Source organism: Streptomyces venezuelae (assembly GCF_008642375.1).
Lineage (GTDB): Bacteria > Actinomycetota > Actinomycetes > Streptomycetales > Streptomycetaceae > Streptomyces > Streptomyces venezuelae_G.
In genome coordinates, this window is record NZ_CP029194.1 from 7929158 (window position 1) to 7944637 (window position 15480).

Genomic DNA, 15480 nt, shown 5'->3' on the forward strand with positions numbered 1-15480 from the left:
GGGTCTCAGCCCCGGTCCAGGTCCAGGACCTCGCGGAGTGCGGCCACCGCGTGGGCGCGGTGTTCGTCGAGCCGGCGGACGGCGGCGTGTTCGTCGCCGTGGAGCAGTGCCGAGAGCACGGCACGGTGCTCGTGGACGGCCTGCTCGCGGTGTGCGGTCTCCGTGTAGTAGAGCGAGCGGTACGCGTCGGTGGAGTCCCACAGGGTCGCGATGAGGCGGACGAGGCGCGGCATCCCGGACGCCTCGATGAGGGTGAAGTGGAAGCGCCTGTTCGCCGCCGCCATCCCCGGCACGTCACCGTCCTCGGCCGCCCGCTCCACCTCGCGCTGGAGGGCTTCGAGTGCCTCGTACGTCCCGTCCGGCATGCGCCGCACGGCCATGCGTACGGCCTCCGTCTCAAGCAGCTCCCGGATCCGGTAGATCTCCTCCAGGTCGGCCAGTGAGAGCTCCGCGACGAAGTACCCCCGGTGTATGTGGTGCACGACCAGGCCCTCGGCCTCCAGGGCCTTGAGCGCCTCGCGGAGCGGGACGCGGCTCACGTCGAACCGCGCCGCGAGCGCGTCCTGCCGGATCTGGTCGCCCGGCTTGAGCTCACCGCTGGTGATGGCGCGCCGCAGTTCCTCCAGGACGAACTGCTGGGCGGTCTGCGGCCGCCGCTTCTGCACCGCGCTGCTCATCGCCTGTGACCTTCCGTTCCCCATGTCGCCCACCGGCGCTTCCGGAAGCACCGGTGTGACCACCATCTTCCTATGGATCAGCGCGTCCGCGCCGGGCGTCCCAGCGTCGTGAGCAGCGCATCGGTGTGCTCGCCCAGCCGCGGGGGAGCACCGCGGTACGAGGGCGGGGTGGCGCCGAGCCGGATCGGGTTGGCGACCTGGCCGGGACCCGCCGCCGCCTCGGGGACCCGCGGCGCGAGCCCCAGCCGGTCGGCGAGGTCGAAGGCGGCGGCCACGTCGTTGATGGGGCCGCAGGGCACCCCGGCGGCCGTGAGCTCCTCGAACCAGTCGTCGGCCGTGCGCGAGCCGAGCGTCCCCGACAGCTCCTCGACCAGCTCCTCACGGTGGGCGACCCGGGCCGTGTTCGTCGCGAAGCGCGGGTCCTCGCCCAGCTCCCGCCGGCCGAGCCGCTCGCACAGCGTGCGGAACTGGCGGTCGGTGCCGACCGCGAGGACCAGCGGCCGGTCCCGGGCCTCGAAGACCTCGTACGGCGCGATGCTCGGGTGGCTGTTGCCCATGGCGCGCGGCACGACCCCCGCCCCGAGGTGGGCGGCGGACTGGTTGGTGAGCGCCGAGAGGAGCGAGTGGAGCAGGGAGACCTCGACGCGCTGGCCCTCGCCGGTGCGTTCGCGGTGCCGGAGGGCGGCGAGGACCCCGAGCCCGGCGTGGAGGCCGGTGATGACGTCGACGAGGGCGACGCCCGCCTTGGTCCCCGGTCCCTCCGGCTCGCCCGTCACGCTCATCAGACCGCCCATGGCCTGCACGAGCAGGTCGTAGCCGGGCAGCCGGGCGCCCTCGGCGGTGCCGAAGCCGGTCACCGAGCAGTAGACGAGCCCGGGATTGGCGGCGCGCACGTCCTCGTACCCGAGGCCGAGCTTCTCCATCGTGCCGGGCCGGAAGTTCTCCACCAGGACGTCCGCGCGGTCGACGATCGCGCGCGCCGCCGCCAGGTCCTCGGGGTCCGTCAGGTCGAGCTCGATGGAGCGCTTGTTCCGGTTCACCCCGAGGAAGTACGTGGCCTCTCCGTCGGCGAACGGCGGCCCCCACGCGCGGGTGTCGTCGCCCGAGCCGGGCCGCTCGATCTTGATGACGTCCGCGCCCAGGTCGGCGAGGAGCATCGTCATGTACGGCCCCGCGAGCACCCGGCCGAAGTCGGCGACGACGATCCCGTCCAGCGCGCCCTTCGGGGACGTGTCCGGTGTGCCCTCATGGTCTGCGCGCATTCCGCTTCTCCCTCGCCGGCGATGCCCGACCGATGCCGGCCATCGGATCCCGTCGGATGACCGAGACGCTACGGCCTGGACATCGGATTTTCCATACTGGATCCAATATCCGATCTGCCGCTACTCTTCGGTTCGCCGAGTTGCGCAGTCGCCCGTCACAGGAGGCCGTCCGTGAAGTCGCCGTCCACCCCCGTCCACCCCTTCGACCTGCTGGCCATCGACGGCCTGCTCACCGAGGAGGAGCGCGAGATCCGCCGGACCGTGCGCACCGCCGCCGACCGCGAGCTGCGCCCGCACATCGCCGGCTGGTTCGAGAAGGGCGAGATCCCGGCCCGCGAGCTCGCCCGCACCCTCGGCGGACTCGGCGTCCTGGGCATGCACCTGGAGGGGTACGGCTGCGCCGGCACCGGCTCCGTCGCGTACGGGCTCGCCTGCCTGGAGCTGGAGGCCGTCGACTCCGGACTGCGCTCCCTCGTCTCCGTACAGGGCTCCCTCGCCATGTACGCGATCTGGAAGTACGGCTCAGAGGAGCAGAAGCAGCGCTGGCTGCCGAAGATGGCGGCGGGCGAGTACATCGGCTGCTTCGGCCTCACCGAACCCGACGCGGGTTCGGACCCGGGGGCCATGCGGACCAACGCCAAGCGCGACGGCTCGGACTGGGTGCTCAACGGCACCAAGATGTGGATCACCAACGGCTCCGTGGCCGACGTCGCCGTCGTCTGGGCCCGCACGGAGGACGGTGTCCGGGGCTTCCTCGTCCCGGCGGGCACCCCGGGCTTCAGCGCCCCGGAGATCAAGATGAAGCTCTCGCTGCGGGCGAGCGTCACCAGCGAACTGGTCCTGGAGGACGTACGCCTCCCGGCCGACGCGATGCTCCCCGAGGCCCGGGGCCTCTCCGGCCCGCTCGGCTGTCTCAACGAGGCCCGCTTCGGCATCGTCTTCGGCGCGCTCGGTGCCGCCCGCGACTGCCTGGAGACGGCGATCTCCTACGCCCGCGACCGGACCGTCTTCGCCCGCTCCCTCGCCTCGTACCAGCTGACCCAGCAGAAGCTCGCCGACATGGCCGTCGAGCTCGGCAAGGGCATGCTGCTCGCCGTCCACCTCGGCCGCCTCAAGGACGCGGGCCTGATCACGGCAGAGCAGATCAGCGTGGGCAAGCTCAACAACGTCCGGGAAGCCATCGCCATCGCCCGCGAGTGCCGCACGATCCTCGGCGCGAACGGCATCACGCTGGAGTACCCGGTGCTGCGCCATGCCAACAACCTGGAGTCGGTGCTCACTTACGAGGGCACGAGCGAGGTCCACTCCCTGGTCATCGGCAAGGCGCTCACCGGCGAGCAGGCCTTCCGCTGAGCTCCGGTCCCTGAGACAGGGTCCCTGAGCTCCGGTCCCTGAGACAGGGTCCCTGAAGCTCCGGTCCCTGAGGCAGGGTCCCTGAGACACGGTTCCTGAGCTTCGGTACCGGAGCTCAGGTCCCCGCGTGACGGTCAGCCCGCCGTCACCCGGTCGACGAACGCGTCCAGGTTGCCCGTCAGGCGGGCCACCTGCTCGTCGACCGTGAGGGACTCCTCGTGGCGTCGGCCGCGCAGCTTCGGCTGCCGCCTGCCGCGGACGTACAGGGAGCAGGCGAGGTCGGCGCAGAGGTAGATGCCGACCGTGTTCCCCTCGCGGCCGCGGCTCCCGGCGAGCGGTGCCACGAGGAGCGTGACGCCGGAGGAGGCGTGCCCGGTCAGGCAGACCTGGCACATGCTGGACTTCACGGCGCTGGTCCGGCCGGTGGCCGGGACCCGCAGGGTCACGCCGAGCGGTCCGTCCTCGCGGGGCACGACCAGGTGCGCGCGCAGCGGCGCGCCCGGGTCGACCCAGCCGAGGAAGTCCAGGTCCTCCCAGGGGAGTTCGGCGAAGTCGAGCGGCAGCTTGAGCCGGGCCGCCTCGCCCTTGGTGCAGTTCACGAAGGACGAGCGGATCTGTTTGTCGGTCAAAGGGTCCACTCGGTGGACCGTACACGGACATGCGGGGGGCGGGCATCCGAATATGGGCCGCGTGCGGGGCGCCGTACCGGCCGCCCCAGGTCCGTCGCCTCAGGCCACCCAGTCCGGCAGGGCCGGGTCGGCGTACCGCCCCGGAGACCCGTCGAGCGCCGCCGCGAGCCGCTCGGCCGCCGGCTCGTACACGTCCTCCGGCAGTGTGTACGGGATCCGCAGCCGGTGCTCGTGCGTCCCCGGGTCCACCCCGAACCGCGCACCGCCCTCCACCCGCACCCCGTGCCGCAGGGCGTGGGCCGAGACGGCGGAGGCGACCGGGCGGCCCAGGTCGATCCACAGGCACATCCCGCCGGCCGGTACCGTCCAGCGCCACTCGGGCACGTGCCTGGCCAGCGCCGTCGTCAGCGCGTCCCGGCGCCGCCGCAGCTCCTCGACGCGCCGCGGCACGATCGAGTCGAGCCGCTCCATCAGCGCGACCGCGACCAGCTGGTCCAGGACGGACCCCGACAGGTCGGCGGTGATCCGGACCCGGGCCAGCTCGGTCACGACCCGGGACGCGGCCCGGACCCAGCCGACCCGCAGCCCGCCCCAGCAGCTCTTGCTCAGCGAGCCGACGGAGACGATCTGCTCGCCGTCGCCCCCGCCGGCCGCCGCGGCGAAGGGCAGCGGCGCGGGCACGTCCAGGGCGATGTCGGCGAGCGTCTCGTCCGCGACGAGCCACGTCCCCGTGGCGCGCGCGGCCCGCGCCAGCTCCCGGCGCTGCTCCTGCGGCATCAGATGCCCCGTCGGATTGTGGAAGTCGGGGATCAGATAGGCCAGGCGGGGCGCGGTCTGCCGCAGCGCTGCGTCGACGAGGCCGGTGTCCCAGCCGGTCTCCGTCACCGGCACGGGCGTGATGCGGAGCATGCGGCCGCGCATCGCGTCGAGGGCGTTCGTGTACGAGGGGTTCTCGGCGAGCACGCGGTCACCGGCCCGGCCGAGCAGCGTCAGGACCAGCGACAGCGCCTGCTGCGCGCCCGTCGTGACGAGGATCTGCTCGGGCCGGGTCGGCAGCCCGCGGGCCGTGTACCGCTCGGCGATCGCGGTGCGGAGGGCGGGCAGTCCGTACGGGTGGTAGCCCTGCGAGCCGGCGTAGCGGGGCAGCTCGGCGGCGGCCGACGCCAGCGCCGCGGCGAGCTCGTCGGGGGCCTGTGGCGCGGCCAGGGCGAGGTCGATGGTGCCCCCGGCGTCGTCCTGGAAGGCGCCGAGCGGGGTCGGCGCCTGGCCGTCCGGGAGCGCGGTCCAGGTGCCGGCGCCGCGGCGGCTGTGCGCGTAACCGCTCTCGCGGAGCAGGTCGTACGCCCCCGTCACCGTCGTCCGGCTCACCGCGAGCACCGTCGCGAGCTCGCGCTCGGCCGGCAGCCGGAGGCGCAGCGCCACCCGTCCGTCGAGCAGCGCCTCGCGGACCGCCCGCGCGAGCTCCCGGTAGCCGAACCGGCCCTCGGAGGGCGGGGTGAGCAGGGAAGCGAGCTGGCGGCCCGTCAGGGTCCGGTCCGCTGTGTGGACCACGCGGGCCACTGCCATGCCAATCACTCCTTATTGGCTCTGCTGTCCAGGCCAATAAGACCACAGAATCCTGTCCAGTGGCCTGGTGGTTGGCCACTTCCACGGGAAAGGAGACGACCGATGTCCGGACACTTCACCGACCGCGACGAGCGGATGTGGCAGCAGCGCGCCGAGGAGCGCAAGGCCCGGCCGCCGGCGATCGGAGCCTGGCTCCGTGGCCTGCGGGCGGCGATCCGCGGCGGCTCGTCATGAGCGACGCGTCGCACCACGACGCCGGCGGGGCCGTGCGGCGGGTCGTCGTCGGCGTGAGCGGCTCCCTTTCCTCGCTCGCGGCCCTGCGGTACGCGACCGCCCTCGCCCGCCGCGAGTCCGTACCGCTGCTCGCGGTGCTGGCCTGGGAGCCCCCGGAAGGGGAGGGGCTGTACGCCCGCAGGCCCGACCGGGAGTGGGCGCGGATGTGGGGCGAGGACGCCCGGGACCGGCTGCGGAGCGCCTTCACCGAGGCTCTCGGGGCGGCTCCCGCGGACCTCGCGGTGGAGCGGCGGATCGTCAGGGACGCTCCGGCGGCTGCCCTCCGCGCGGCGGCCGACCGCCCAGGCGACCTCCTCGTCGTCGGGGCCGCGAGGCGCCGGGGCCGCCTCGCCCGGCTGCGCCGCCGCCGGGTCCTGCGCGCGGTCCAGGGCCACGCGGACTGCCCGGTGCTGACCGTGCCGGGGCCGGTGCTGCGCCCGGGCGAGGCCCGAGTCCTGCACAGGAACGCGCGCGTCTCTCCCCTGCTCGCAGGTACGCCGGCCCGCCCGTCACGTATCGCGACGGGCGGGCCGGCGCAGGGCGCATGACGCCCGGGTCGGCCTGCGTCAGACGAAGAGCGCGGACTCCGGACCGGGGGCCGGTACGGAAGGCGAGTCAGCGGCCGGCGACGAGACGGACGGCGAATCCGGCTGCGCCTGCGACTGGCTCTGCGACTGGCTCTGCGGGGACGCCGGGGAGACGGGGGAGACCGCCGACTGGCTCGTCGCCGCCGAGGCCCCGTCCGTGACGGGCGCGGACTCGACGCTCTCGGTCTGGTCCGACGGAGGGACGTCGGTCGCGGGCGACTCCTCGGTCGGGCCCGTGTCGGTCGGACTCGTCGTGTCGGTCGGGCTCGTCGTGTCGGACGGCGCGGACGTCGACGGGGCCGGCGACAGCGACGCGGGGCACGGCGGCGGGGTGACCCCGTCGATCGGCTCCGGCGTCTCGTCGCCCGTCACCGTCACGCAGGGAATCGGCGAGGACGGGGTGACCGGCGGGGACGTGGAGGCCGAGGTGGACGGCGACTCGTGCGGGGACTTCGAGTGCGAGGGCGGCGGCGGAGGCGGCGGAGTCGGCTTGTCCTGCTTGCCGGTGTCGCCGTGCTTCCGCGCGAACCACTTGTCGTCTTCGTAGTCGTAGACGACGAAGACGTTCACGACCGTCACCGACGGAGCCACGACGACGACCTGTGAGGAGTTGTACCCCTGCCACGGTGTGCCCGTCGTCCGTGGTGCCTTCTGCGCGACCGGCTCGGTCAGCGGGTTGCCGCAGGCGCAGCGCACGCGCGGCACGCCCCGGCTGTCCACCAGGACGGCGGTCCCGCTCTGGAGGGTCGCCTGGTAGGCGGTGGCGGCGCCGTTCCGGTAGCCGTGGTTCGTCACCCGGGTGTCCGCGCGCAGCTGAAGCGGGGTCAGGGACCGGAGGTAGGACGGAACCTCGCTCGGCCCGATTCCGAGGACCGAGGCGAAGGCCGCGTTCTTCGAGGGCTCGGCGGTGAGGTAGCGCACCTGCTGTTCGACGTCGCAGCTCGCGACCGACTGCGTCCCGCCGTAGAGGCCGGGCGCGGAGCCGGAGACCTGCGGCGTGCCGGTCTCGGCCGAGGCGGTACGGGGCGGCAGCGAGGCCGGTGAGGCGGAAGCGCCGCTGGTGCGTGCCGTCGACTGGGTGAACGGGTCGGGGCCGGACGCGGCGGCGTTCTGGAGGAAGACCTCACCTCCGCCGGACGCGCTCGTGCCGCCGTCGTCGGACTGGTTGGTCAGGACGACGGCCAGGGCCACGCCCGCCACGATCACGGCGGTGGCCGAGGCGACCTTCGGGACGGAGCGCCACCACGGGCCGCCTCCGCCCTTGCCGCCGTCCGGGCCTCCGCCGGACGGCCCACCCCCGGGCGAACCTCCGCCGGACGAGCCGCCTCCTGATCCGCCACCCGAGGGTGGTCCGGGAGGTGGTGGGGTTCCGGAGCTCCCCGGGCTGCTGCCCTGCCCCGAGAGGGGGCCGGAGGGCGGGCCCGACGGCGGGACCGACGGGGGGCCGGACGGCGGGTCTGGCGGCGGGTAGGAAGTCACGTTCATCCCTTTCTTCCGTTCCGCGCCCATTGTGTGCGCCGAACGGCGCCCGCCCGCAAGCGGAGGCAGGCCCGTCCACAAGCGGGCGGCAGCGACCGGTACTAGCGTGGACAGCGTGAGCAGTCGGCTCTCCACCTCAGCGAGCCCCTCGACCTCGACCGGGCTCTTCGTACGTGTCGGTGTCCAGGCCCTGGCAGCGGTGTTCGCCGGGTACGTGGCCATGGGCGTCTTCGCCGGGCTCGGCCTCTGGGCCGCGGGCGCGGCCGACCTGCCCGGCGGCTTCACCGCCGTCCTCGCCGCGGTCGTCGTCATGGCGACGGGCGGCAAGGTCGAGCTCTCCGGCGACGCCGGATCCCTCGCCGGAACCCAGGCCGAACTGACCGCGATGCCGCTCACCGTCACCCTGGTGGGCGCACTCGTCACCGGCTACTGCTTCCTGCGCCCCCTGCGCCATCACGCGGTCGCGGACGCGCGCGAACTCCTGCTCCGCGCCGTGACGACCGTCGTCCTCTGGATGGCGGCCCTCGCGGGCCTCTCCGCCCTCGCCCGGCACGACTTCCCGCTCACGATCGGCGGAGACACCTCGGAGACCTCGGGAGACCCCCTCGGGGACCTCTTCGGGGAGCTCATGGACGCCGTCGACCCCACCGTCGGCTTCCGCACGGACGTCGGCCCCACCCTCTTCTACGGGCTGCTGTGGATCCTCGGCGTGCTCGTCGTCGCGCTCCTGGTCTCCCGCAGGACCCCGCTGCCGCCCCGCCTCGTCCGCTACCACGAGCCCGTACGGCCCGCCGCCCACGCGATGCTCCTGCTCCTCCTCGCGTACGTGGCCGTGGGCCTGGTCATCGGGATCGTCGTCGCGGCGACCAAGGGCCACGCGGTGGAGACCCTGGCCGTCCTGCTGCTCGGCCTGCCCAACGTGGCCTGGCTCGCGCTCGGCGTGGGCATCGGCGGCTCCTGGGAGGGCAGGGTCGAGGGCCCCTTCGGCCTCCCCATGCCCCAGATCCTCGACGCCGTCCTCCGCGAGGGCGGCGACAGCACGGACCTGTCCACGGTCGACCTCTCCTCGCTCGCCGCGGAGGACGGGAGGGCCTGGTGGCTGCTGCCCATCGCCGCCGTCCTCGTGCTCGCCGCGGCCTTCGCTGCGGCGGTCCGCTCCCCGGCCAGGACGCGGCTCTGGCAGCATTCCCTGCACCTGGGCGTCGCCTTCGCCCTGACGATGCTGGTCGTCGCCCCCCTCACCCTGGTCGAGGCGCGCTTCGGTCTCTCGATCCTCGGCATCGGCGAACTCGAAGCGCTGGGCGGCGAGGTGGTGCTCCGCCCGGACATCTGGAAGACGGTGGGCTTGGCCCTCCTCTGGGGCCTGGTCTTCGGCCTCCTCGGCGGTCTCCTCGCCTCGCGGGTCCACCGCAAGGGCGAGGTCGAGCAGGCCGGCGAGGCCGAGCAGAAGTAGCCCTGCCGGAGCGGCGTTTCCTTCGGCGTCTTCTCCCTCAGAGTTCCCGGAAGACCGGCCGTGCCCAGGCAGGCGGTCCCGGTGGCGGTCCCGGCGGACGGGTGCCCGTCGTCACCACCTCGCCGCCAGGACCCGCGCCGGCCAGTGCCGACCGCAGCGCCGCGACGAACTCCAGACACGTCCCGTACCGCTCCTCGGGGCTCTTCGCCAGAGCCCTCGCGAAGACCGAGTCCGCGGCCTCCGGCAGTCCCGGGCGCACCTCGGAGAGCGGCGGCGGAGGATCGTACTGCTGAGCCCACAGGACCGCCCAGTCCGTCTCGCGGCGGAAGGGCGGCGCGCCGACCAGCGTCTCGAACACCACGCACGCGAGGCTGTAGACGTCGCAGCGGCCGTCGACCGGCTTGCCGGAGATCTGCTCCGGCGCCACGTAGTCGAGGGTGCCGACGAACTCGCCCACCGTCGTGAACCCGGTCAGCGACAGGGACTTCTTCGTCAGCCCGAAGTCCGTGAGGTAGACGTGCTCGGGGTGGTCGCGGTCCGTGCCCTCGGCGACCAGGATGTTGCCCGGCTTCACGTCCCGGTGCACCAGGTCGTGCGCGTGCGCCGCGTCCAGGGCGGAGGCCACCTGGGAGGCGATCCGCCCCGCCGTCGCGGGCGGCAGCGGCCCCTCGCGGTCGAGCAGGGCCACCAGGTCCTGCCCGGCCACGTACCGCATCGCGATGTACAGGACCCCCTCCGTCTCGCCGGCGTCGAAGACCGGCACGATGTGCGGGTGGTCGATGGAGGCGGCGACCCGCGACTCGTGCGCGAAGCGCTTGCGGAAGGTGTCGTTGCGGGCCAGCTCGGGCGCGAGGAGCTTCAGGGCCACCGTCCGGTCCAGGCGCAGGTCCCGCGCCCGGTACACGACGGCCATGCCGCCGCGTCCGATCTCGCTCTCCACGAGGTAGCCCGCGATCTCCTTGCCGAGGAGTCCCGAGGCCCGGCCCGCCGGAAGACTCGCCGACACGTCCGCCGACAGGCCCCCGTCCCGCTCCCCGCCGGCCATCAGCTCTCACCTGCCGGTCCGGGCGGCCGCTCCACGAGCTGTGTCGGCGGCGGTCCGGCCGCCGCCACCGGGTCGGCCTGGGGCACCACCTGCGTCGGTTCGTACGCCGGGGGTCCGGGCGCCGACCGGTCGTCGGGGGCGGGCCCGGCGGAGTCCGGGTCGTCCGCCCGGGACTCGGGGGACCCGGGGGACTTCGGGGATCCGGGGGCCGGTGCGGCGGCCGACGGCGCCGCGGACGCCGCGTACGTACTGAGTCCGAGCCCGTCGCAGAACACCCAGCGCTCGTGCTCCGCGTCGTACAGCCACACCGACTCGCCGTCGACGACCATTCCCACCCGCAGGCCGCGGGTCCGCAGCCGGAAGCCCTCGCCGTCCAGGCTGCCCGCGCCCAGCGCCTCGGCCGCCCGCCTGTACCGGCCCAGCGAGTCCTCGGCGCGGGCGAGGAGGGGGCGCGGATCGGCCGTCCTCGTGAGCGGCCGGCCGGCCGCCGGAGGGTCGTCCGGCACCGTGACGAGGAGCCGCGCGTCGACCCATGCCGACCAGCCGTTCGAGCACAGCACCCGCCCCCAGTCCCCGGCCCGCTCCGTGAGCCGTACCGGCAGGAACGCGTCGAGGGACACCGTCGGCAGCCCCGGATCCGGGGCCTCCCAGGCGGGGAGACCGGAGCGGGGCACGACATGGGTGGGCCGGAAGTCCGGCACACCGTCGGGTACGGGGAAGCTCACGGTCCCATCTCCCTACCTGCGCATCACGACAGGCTCGTGGCGGCGCAGCAGGCGCGCCACGACCACGCCGAGGGCGAGACAGATCACGACCAGCATGCCCATGTCGAACAGCCAGGCCTCCACGGTGTGGTTCATCAGCGGATCGTCGGTCTTCTCGTTCGGCGCGACCGTCCCGATGTCGATGGTCGCGCCCATGGCGGCGAACGCCCAGCGCGAGGGCACCAGCCAGGCCAGCTGCGCCAGGACCGGCGTACTGCTCACGGTGAGCAGCGCGCCGCAGAACACCACCTGCACGATGGCGAGGAGGACGAGCAGCGGCATCGTCACCTCCTCCTTGCGGACCACGGCCGACACGAGGAGGCCGAGCATCATCGCGGTGAAGGAGAGGAGCGCGACGGCGAGGGTGATCTCGACGAGCGGCGGCAGCAGGACCCCCTCGCCGCCGGGCACGTTCAGCGGGATGCCGATCAGCGCCACCAGGGTCAGGACCACCGCCTGCACGATCGTGATCGTGCCGAGGACCACCACTTTGGAGGCGAGGTACGCCGAGCGGGACAGGCCGACGGCTCTCTCGCGGCGGTAGATCGAGCGTTCCTTGACCAGCTCGCGCACGGCGTTCGCCGCGCCGGTGAGGACCCCGCCCACACAGAGGATGAGCAGGACGTTCAGGGACGACTCCGGGGTGAACCGGCCCTCCGACAGCGCGCGGGCCATCGCGCCCATCACGAACGGCAGCGCGATCATGATCACGAGGAAGGTCCGGTCGGCGCCGAGCGCGACGGCGTACCGCCGGACCAGGGTCCGCAGCTGGGAGCCCCAGCTCTGAGCCTTCGGCGGCGGGCCGAGTACGGGGATGTCCCTCCCGGCATGCCCGGCCGCCGGTCCGCCCTGCCCGGCCGCGCCGGAGTCGGGGGAGCCGCCGGTGGGCAGGAAGGGTCGGGCCGTCGCGTCGGCGACGTACCGGCGGTGGAAACGGGAGGCCCGGTACTGGCCTGCCCAGTCGCGGTCCCGGTCGTTCTCGAAGGCCTCGAAGGCCTCCGGCCACTGCGTGTAGCCGAAGAAGTCGAGGGTGTCGGCCGGCGGCCCGTAGTAGGCGACCCGGCCGCCGGGGGCGAGGACGAGGAGCCGGTCGCAGACGTCCAGGCTGAGCACGCTGTGCGTGACGACGACGACCGTGCGCCCGTCGTCCGCGAGCCCGCGCAGCATGTGCATCACGGACCGGTCCATCCCCGGGTCGAGGCCGGACGTCGGCTCGTCGAGGAAGAGCAGCGAGGGCTTGGTGAGCAGTTCGAGGGCGACGCTCACCCGCTTGCGCTGGCCGCCGGAGAGACTGTGGATCGGCTGCTCCGCCCGCTCCACGAGACCGAGCTCGCGGATCACCTCGTCGACCCTGGCCCGCCGCTCGGCGGGCGCGGTGTCCTCGGGGAAGCGCAGCTCGGCGGCGTAGCCGAGGGCCCGGCGGACGGTGAGCTGGAGGTGCAGGATGTCGTCCTGCGGGACGAGCCCGATGCGCTGGCGCAGTTCGGCGTAGTCCCGGTACAGGTCACGGCCGTCGTAGAGCACGTTGCCCCGGTCGGCCGGCCGCTGGCCGGTCAGTGCGTTGAGGAGCGTGGACTTCCCGGCACCGGACGGTCCGACGACGGCGAGGAGGCTCTTCTCGCCCACGGGGAAGGACACCTCGTCGAGAAGGGTCTTGCGGCCGTGGTCGACGGTGACGGCGAGTGCCTGGACGTCGAGGGAGATCTCGCCGTCGTCGGTGAACTCGACGAGCTGCCCGCCGATCAGGCAGAACGCGCAGTGTCCGATGCCGACGATGTCGTCCGGCGTCACGCGCGCTTCTTCGACGCGACGGCCGTTGAGGAAGGTGCCGTTGTGGCTGCCGAGGTCGTGGATCCAGTACGTGCCGTCGGGCCGGGCGCGCAGTTCGGCGTGCCGGCGGGAGACGACGAGGTCGGCGACGACGATGTCGTTCTCGGGTGCCCGGCCGATCCGGATGCTGTGGGCGGGCAGCGGCCGCACGGACGTCGGCGCCCGGAAGGTGCCGGTGGCGGCGGGGTGCGAGACGGAGGGCGGGCGGAGCAGCGCGCCGGCGGAGGGCCCGGGGAGGGGCGGTGCGGGGACGGCCGCCGGTGCGGAGGCGGACGGTCCGGGGGACGAAGGGGCGGGGTGTACGGGGAGCGGGGGCGCCGGCACCGGTGGCGCGGGCTCGGCGGACCCAACCGGCTCGACGGACCCAACCGGCTCGACCGGCCCGACCGGCCCAACCGGCTCGGCGGTCGGCGGCTCCGGGGCGGGGCGCGGCGGCACCGGCGGTTCGTGGAGCGGGGGTGCGGGGGGAGGCGGCTCGGGGACCGGCCGCGTCGGGACCGGCGGCACGTCGGGCGGGGGCACCGGGACCGGCGGTTCCTGGGGCGAAGGCGGGGGCGCCGGCGGGCGGGCCCGGGGCGCGGCCGAGAGCACCGCGCGCGGGCCGTCCTCCGGATGCCCGAACCGCACGACCGTCCCGGGGCCGACCTCCCGGGCCCCGGCCACCCGCAGCCCGTTCGCGAAGGTGCCGTTCGTGCTGCCCTCGTCCGTCAGGTCCCAGTGGCCGCCGACGGCGCGGAGCATCGCGTGGTGCCAGGACGCCCGTGCGTCCGAGAGCACGACGTCGCTGGTGGGGTCGCGCCCGATGCGATAGACGCGACTCGGGTCCATGAGCGTCGCGTCCCCGTCGATCTCGAGGACCAGACCGGGCGCGGCGGGCGCGACGGGCCGCTCTCCCATGCGTGAATCCTAACCGTCGGCGCTGATCCCTGCCCGAGGGAGCACGCCGGTAGGGTGGGCGCTTCCGCCGCCGGAAGCGGCGCCCGACGAAGGAGGCCCACCGTGCCGAAAGGTGTCACCAGGCGGCGGCCCCGCACGCGCGCGGCGCTGCTGAAGGCCGCCCTGGAGGCCTTCGCCGAGCACGGTTTCCACGCGACGACGATCGAGCAGGTCTGCGAACGCGCGGGCTACACGCGGGGCGCGTACTACTCGAACTTCGCCAGCAAGGAGGAGCTCTTCCTCGCGCTCTTCGACGAGCACAGCGACCGGACCGTACGGCGGCTCGCCGACGCGATCGACGCGCTGACCGCCGAGGAGTACACGTTGACGCGGCTGGCCGAGCTCGCCGCCCGCATCGAGCCGGACGAGCGTGACTGGTACCTGGTCACCACGGAGTTCACCCTGCACGCGATCCGCGACCGGCAGGCCGCCTGGGTGCTCGCCCGCCACGACGAGCGGCTGCGCGCCGAGATCGCCCGCGGCCTCACGCTCGTCCTGCGCCGGGCGGGGCGTGAGCTGACCGTGGACGCGGACCGGTTCGCCCGGCTGATCGTCGCCCTGCGCGAGGGCGGACTCGCGCAGAGCTACGTCGAGCCGGAGGCGCTGCCGCCCGGCAGCCTGGAGCGTGAGTTCCTCGGCCCGCTCCTGGAGGTGTCGACCCGGGAACTCCCCGCTCCCGAAGGTCAGCCGAACAGGTCCGGGTCGGAAGCGGTGATCTGATCCCACAGGGGGCGCGCCTGGAACCAGCCCGCGAGGTGACTGCCCAGCTGGCCACGGGTGAGGAGCGCCGTCTCCCGGTCGATCAGCTGCGGGGTGCCCGCCGCCATCGCGAGGAGCTGCGCCTGGCAGGACCGCTCCATGGTGACGAACCACCACACGGCCTCGGCGACGGAGTGGCCGACGGTGAGGAGCCCGTGGTTCTTGAGGATGACGGCCTTGTGCCCGCCGAGGGCCTTCGCGACCCGCTCGCCCTCCTCGGTCTCGTTGACCACGCCCCGGTAGTCGTCGTAGATCCCGTGGTCCTCGAAGAAGGCGCACGCGTCCTGGGTGATCGGGTCCAGCGGGATGCCGAGGCTGGAGAACGCCTTGCCGTGCAGGGAGTGCGCGTGCGCGGCGGCGACGGCGTCCGGCCGGGCGGCGTGGACGCGCGAGTGGATGACGAACGCGGCCCGGTTCACGGGGCTGCGGCCTTCGATGACGGTCCCCTCGTGGTCCACCAGGATCAGGTCCGAGGCCTTGATCCGGCCGAAGCTCACGCCGAACGGGTTGACCCAGAAGGCGTTCGGGTCACCGGGGTCGCGGACGGTGATGTGCCCGGCGACCCCTTCGGAGAACCCGAACCGGCCGAAGATCCGGAATCCGGCGGCGAGCTGCTCCTTGCGGTACCGGCGCTCCTCCTCGACGGTGTCGAAGGTGGGCGGCAGCGGCAGGACGACCCCGTCGGGCAGCGGCCCGACAGCGGCGGCGAGAGCGGGCGGCACGGTGCTCATGGCGGCTCCTCGGTGAGCGGGCGGGGCACGGCGCGCCAAAAGATACAGAGATGTATCCGATACGACAACGGATCGACAGGCCGAGAACCCCTGCGGGGTGTCACCCCACCGCGCCGCCCCTGTTGCGCCGCCGCCC

At 73.9% G+C, this 15480-nt stretch carries 13 protein-coding genes and 1 pseudogene; 5 read left to right on the forward strand and 9 right to left on the reverse strand.

Going from position 1 to position 15480, the window contains the following annotated elements; translation table 11 throughout:
* Window positions 1–5: 5 nt before the first annotated feature.
* Together DEJ46_RS36065 and DEJ46_RS36070 are read right to left on the reverse strand one after the other, a co-directional pair.
* The gene (locus DEJ46_RS36065; RefSeq protein ID WP_150273193.1) at window positions 6–677 is read right to left on the reverse strand and encodes a GntR family transcriptional regulator; all 672 of its coding nucleotides are present in this window, start codon (window positions 675–677) and stop codon (window positions 6–8) included.
* A gap of 77 nt (window positions 678–754) precedes the next feature.
* Window positions 755–1939 carry a CaiB/BaiF CoA transferase family protein gene (locus tag DEJ46_RS36070; RefSeq protein ID WP_150273194.1) on the reverse strand — a complete coding sequence of 395 codons (1185 nt, stop codon included), beginning with the start codon at window positions 1937–1939 and terminating at the stop codon, window positions 755–757.
* A 171-nt stretch (window positions 1940–2110) separates the two neighbouring features.
* Between DEJ46_RS36070 and DEJ46_RS36075 the strand changes: the two genes are divergently transcribed.
* On the forward strand, window positions 2111–3292 hold the full coding sequence (locus DEJ46_RS36075; protein WP_150273196.1) for an acyl-CoA dehydrogenase family protein: 1182 nt from the start codon (window positions 2111–2113) through the stop codon (window positions 3290–3292).
* 134 nt (window positions 3293–3426) lie between these two features.
* On the opposite strand, the gene DEJ46_RS36080 is transcribed toward DEJ46_RS36075, so the two are convergent.
* Window positions 3427–3930 (reverse strand): FBP domain-containing protein, encoded by a 504-nt coding sequence (locus DEJ46_RS36080; protein ID WP_150273198.1) that lies wholly within the window; start codon window positions 3928–3930, stop codon window positions 3427–3429.
* 90 nt (window positions 3931–4020) lie between these two features.
* Window positions 4021–5487 (reverse strand): PLP-dependent aminotransferase family protein, encoded by a 1467-nt coding sequence (locus tag DEJ46_RS36085; RefSeq protein ID WP_150273200.1) that lies wholly within the window; start codon window positions 5485–5487, stop codon window positions 4021–4023.
* Between the two features lie 102 nt (window positions 5488–5589).
* Between DEJ46_RS36085 and DEJ46_RS40635 the strand changes: the two genes are divergently transcribed.
* Together DEJ46_RS40635 and DEJ46_RS36090 are read left to right on the forward strand one after the other, a co-directional pair.
* Window positions 5590–5721, forward strand: a complete 132-nt coding sequence (locus DEJ46_RS40635) for a hypothetical protein (protein ID WP_263411770.1) — start codon at window positions 5590–5592, stop codon at window positions 5719–5721.
* Window positions 5718–6308, forward strand: coding sequence for a universal stress protein (locus DEJ46_RS36090; protein WP_150273202.1), 591 nt, complete (start codon window positions 5718–5720; stop codon window positions 6306–6308). The genes DEJ46_RS40635 and DEJ46_RS36090 overlap by 4 nt, the downstream gene beginning before the upstream one ends.
* A 165-nt stretch (window positions 6309–6473) precedes the next feature.
* Here the strand turns inward: DEJ46_RS36090 and DEJ46_RS36095 are convergent.
* Window positions 6474–7832 (reverse strand): annotated as a pseudogene (locus DEJ46_RS36095) (DUF6777 domain-containing protein); the annotation flags it as partial.
* A 100-nt stretch (window positions 7833–7932) separates the two neighbouring features.
* On the opposite strand from DEJ46_RS36095, the gene DEJ46_RS36105 reads away from it, so the two are divergent.
* On the forward strand, window positions 7933–9279 hold the full coding sequence (locus tag DEJ46_RS36105; protein WP_150273206.1) for a streptophobe family protein: 1347 nt from the start codon (window positions 7933–7935) through the stop codon (window positions 9277–9279).
* A gap of 37 nt (window positions 9280–9316) precedes the next feature.
* On the opposite strand, the gene DEJ46_RS36110 is transcribed toward DEJ46_RS36105, so the two are convergent.
* From DEJ46_RS36110 to DEJ46_RS36120, 3 genes are read right to left on the reverse strand one after another with little or no spacing between them, the layout of a single operon-like run.
* Complete coding sequence (locus tag DEJ46_RS36110) at window positions 9317–10324, reverse strand: serine/threonine-protein kinase (protein ID WP_150273207.1); 1008 nt, start codon at window positions 10322–10324, stop codon at window positions 9317–9319.
* Entirely contained in the window at window positions 10324–11049 is a 726-nt protein-coding gene (locus DEJ46_RS36115; RefSeq protein ID WP_150273209.1) for a hypothetical protein, read from the reverse strand. The genes DEJ46_RS36110 and DEJ46_RS36115 overlap by 1 nt, the downstream gene beginning before the upstream one ends.
* Before the next feature lie 12 nt (window positions 11050–11061).
* Window positions 11062–13815, reverse strand: a complete 2754-nt coding sequence (locus DEJ46_RS36120) for an FHA domain-containing protein (RefSeq protein WP_150273211.1) — start codon at window positions 13813–13815, stop codon at window positions 11062–11064.
* Between the two features lie 102 nt (window positions 13816–13917).
* On the opposite strand from DEJ46_RS36120, the gene DEJ46_RS36125 reads away from it, so the two are divergent.
* Window positions 13918–14574 (forward strand): TetR/AcrR family transcriptional regulator, encoded by a 657-nt coding sequence (locus tag DEJ46_RS36125; protein WP_150273213.1) that lies wholly within the window; start codon window positions 13918–13920, stop codon window positions 14572–14574.
* Here the strand turns inward: DEJ46_RS36125 and DEJ46_RS36130 are convergent.
* A complete protein-coding gene (locus DEJ46_RS36130) occupies window positions 14538–15344 on the reverse strand; it encodes a class II aldolase/adducin family protein (protein WP_150273214.1) in 807 nt (268 codons plus the stop codon). The genes DEJ46_RS36125 and DEJ46_RS36130 overlap by 37 nt on opposite strands.
* Between the last annotated feature and the right edge of the window lie 136 nt (window positions 15345–15480).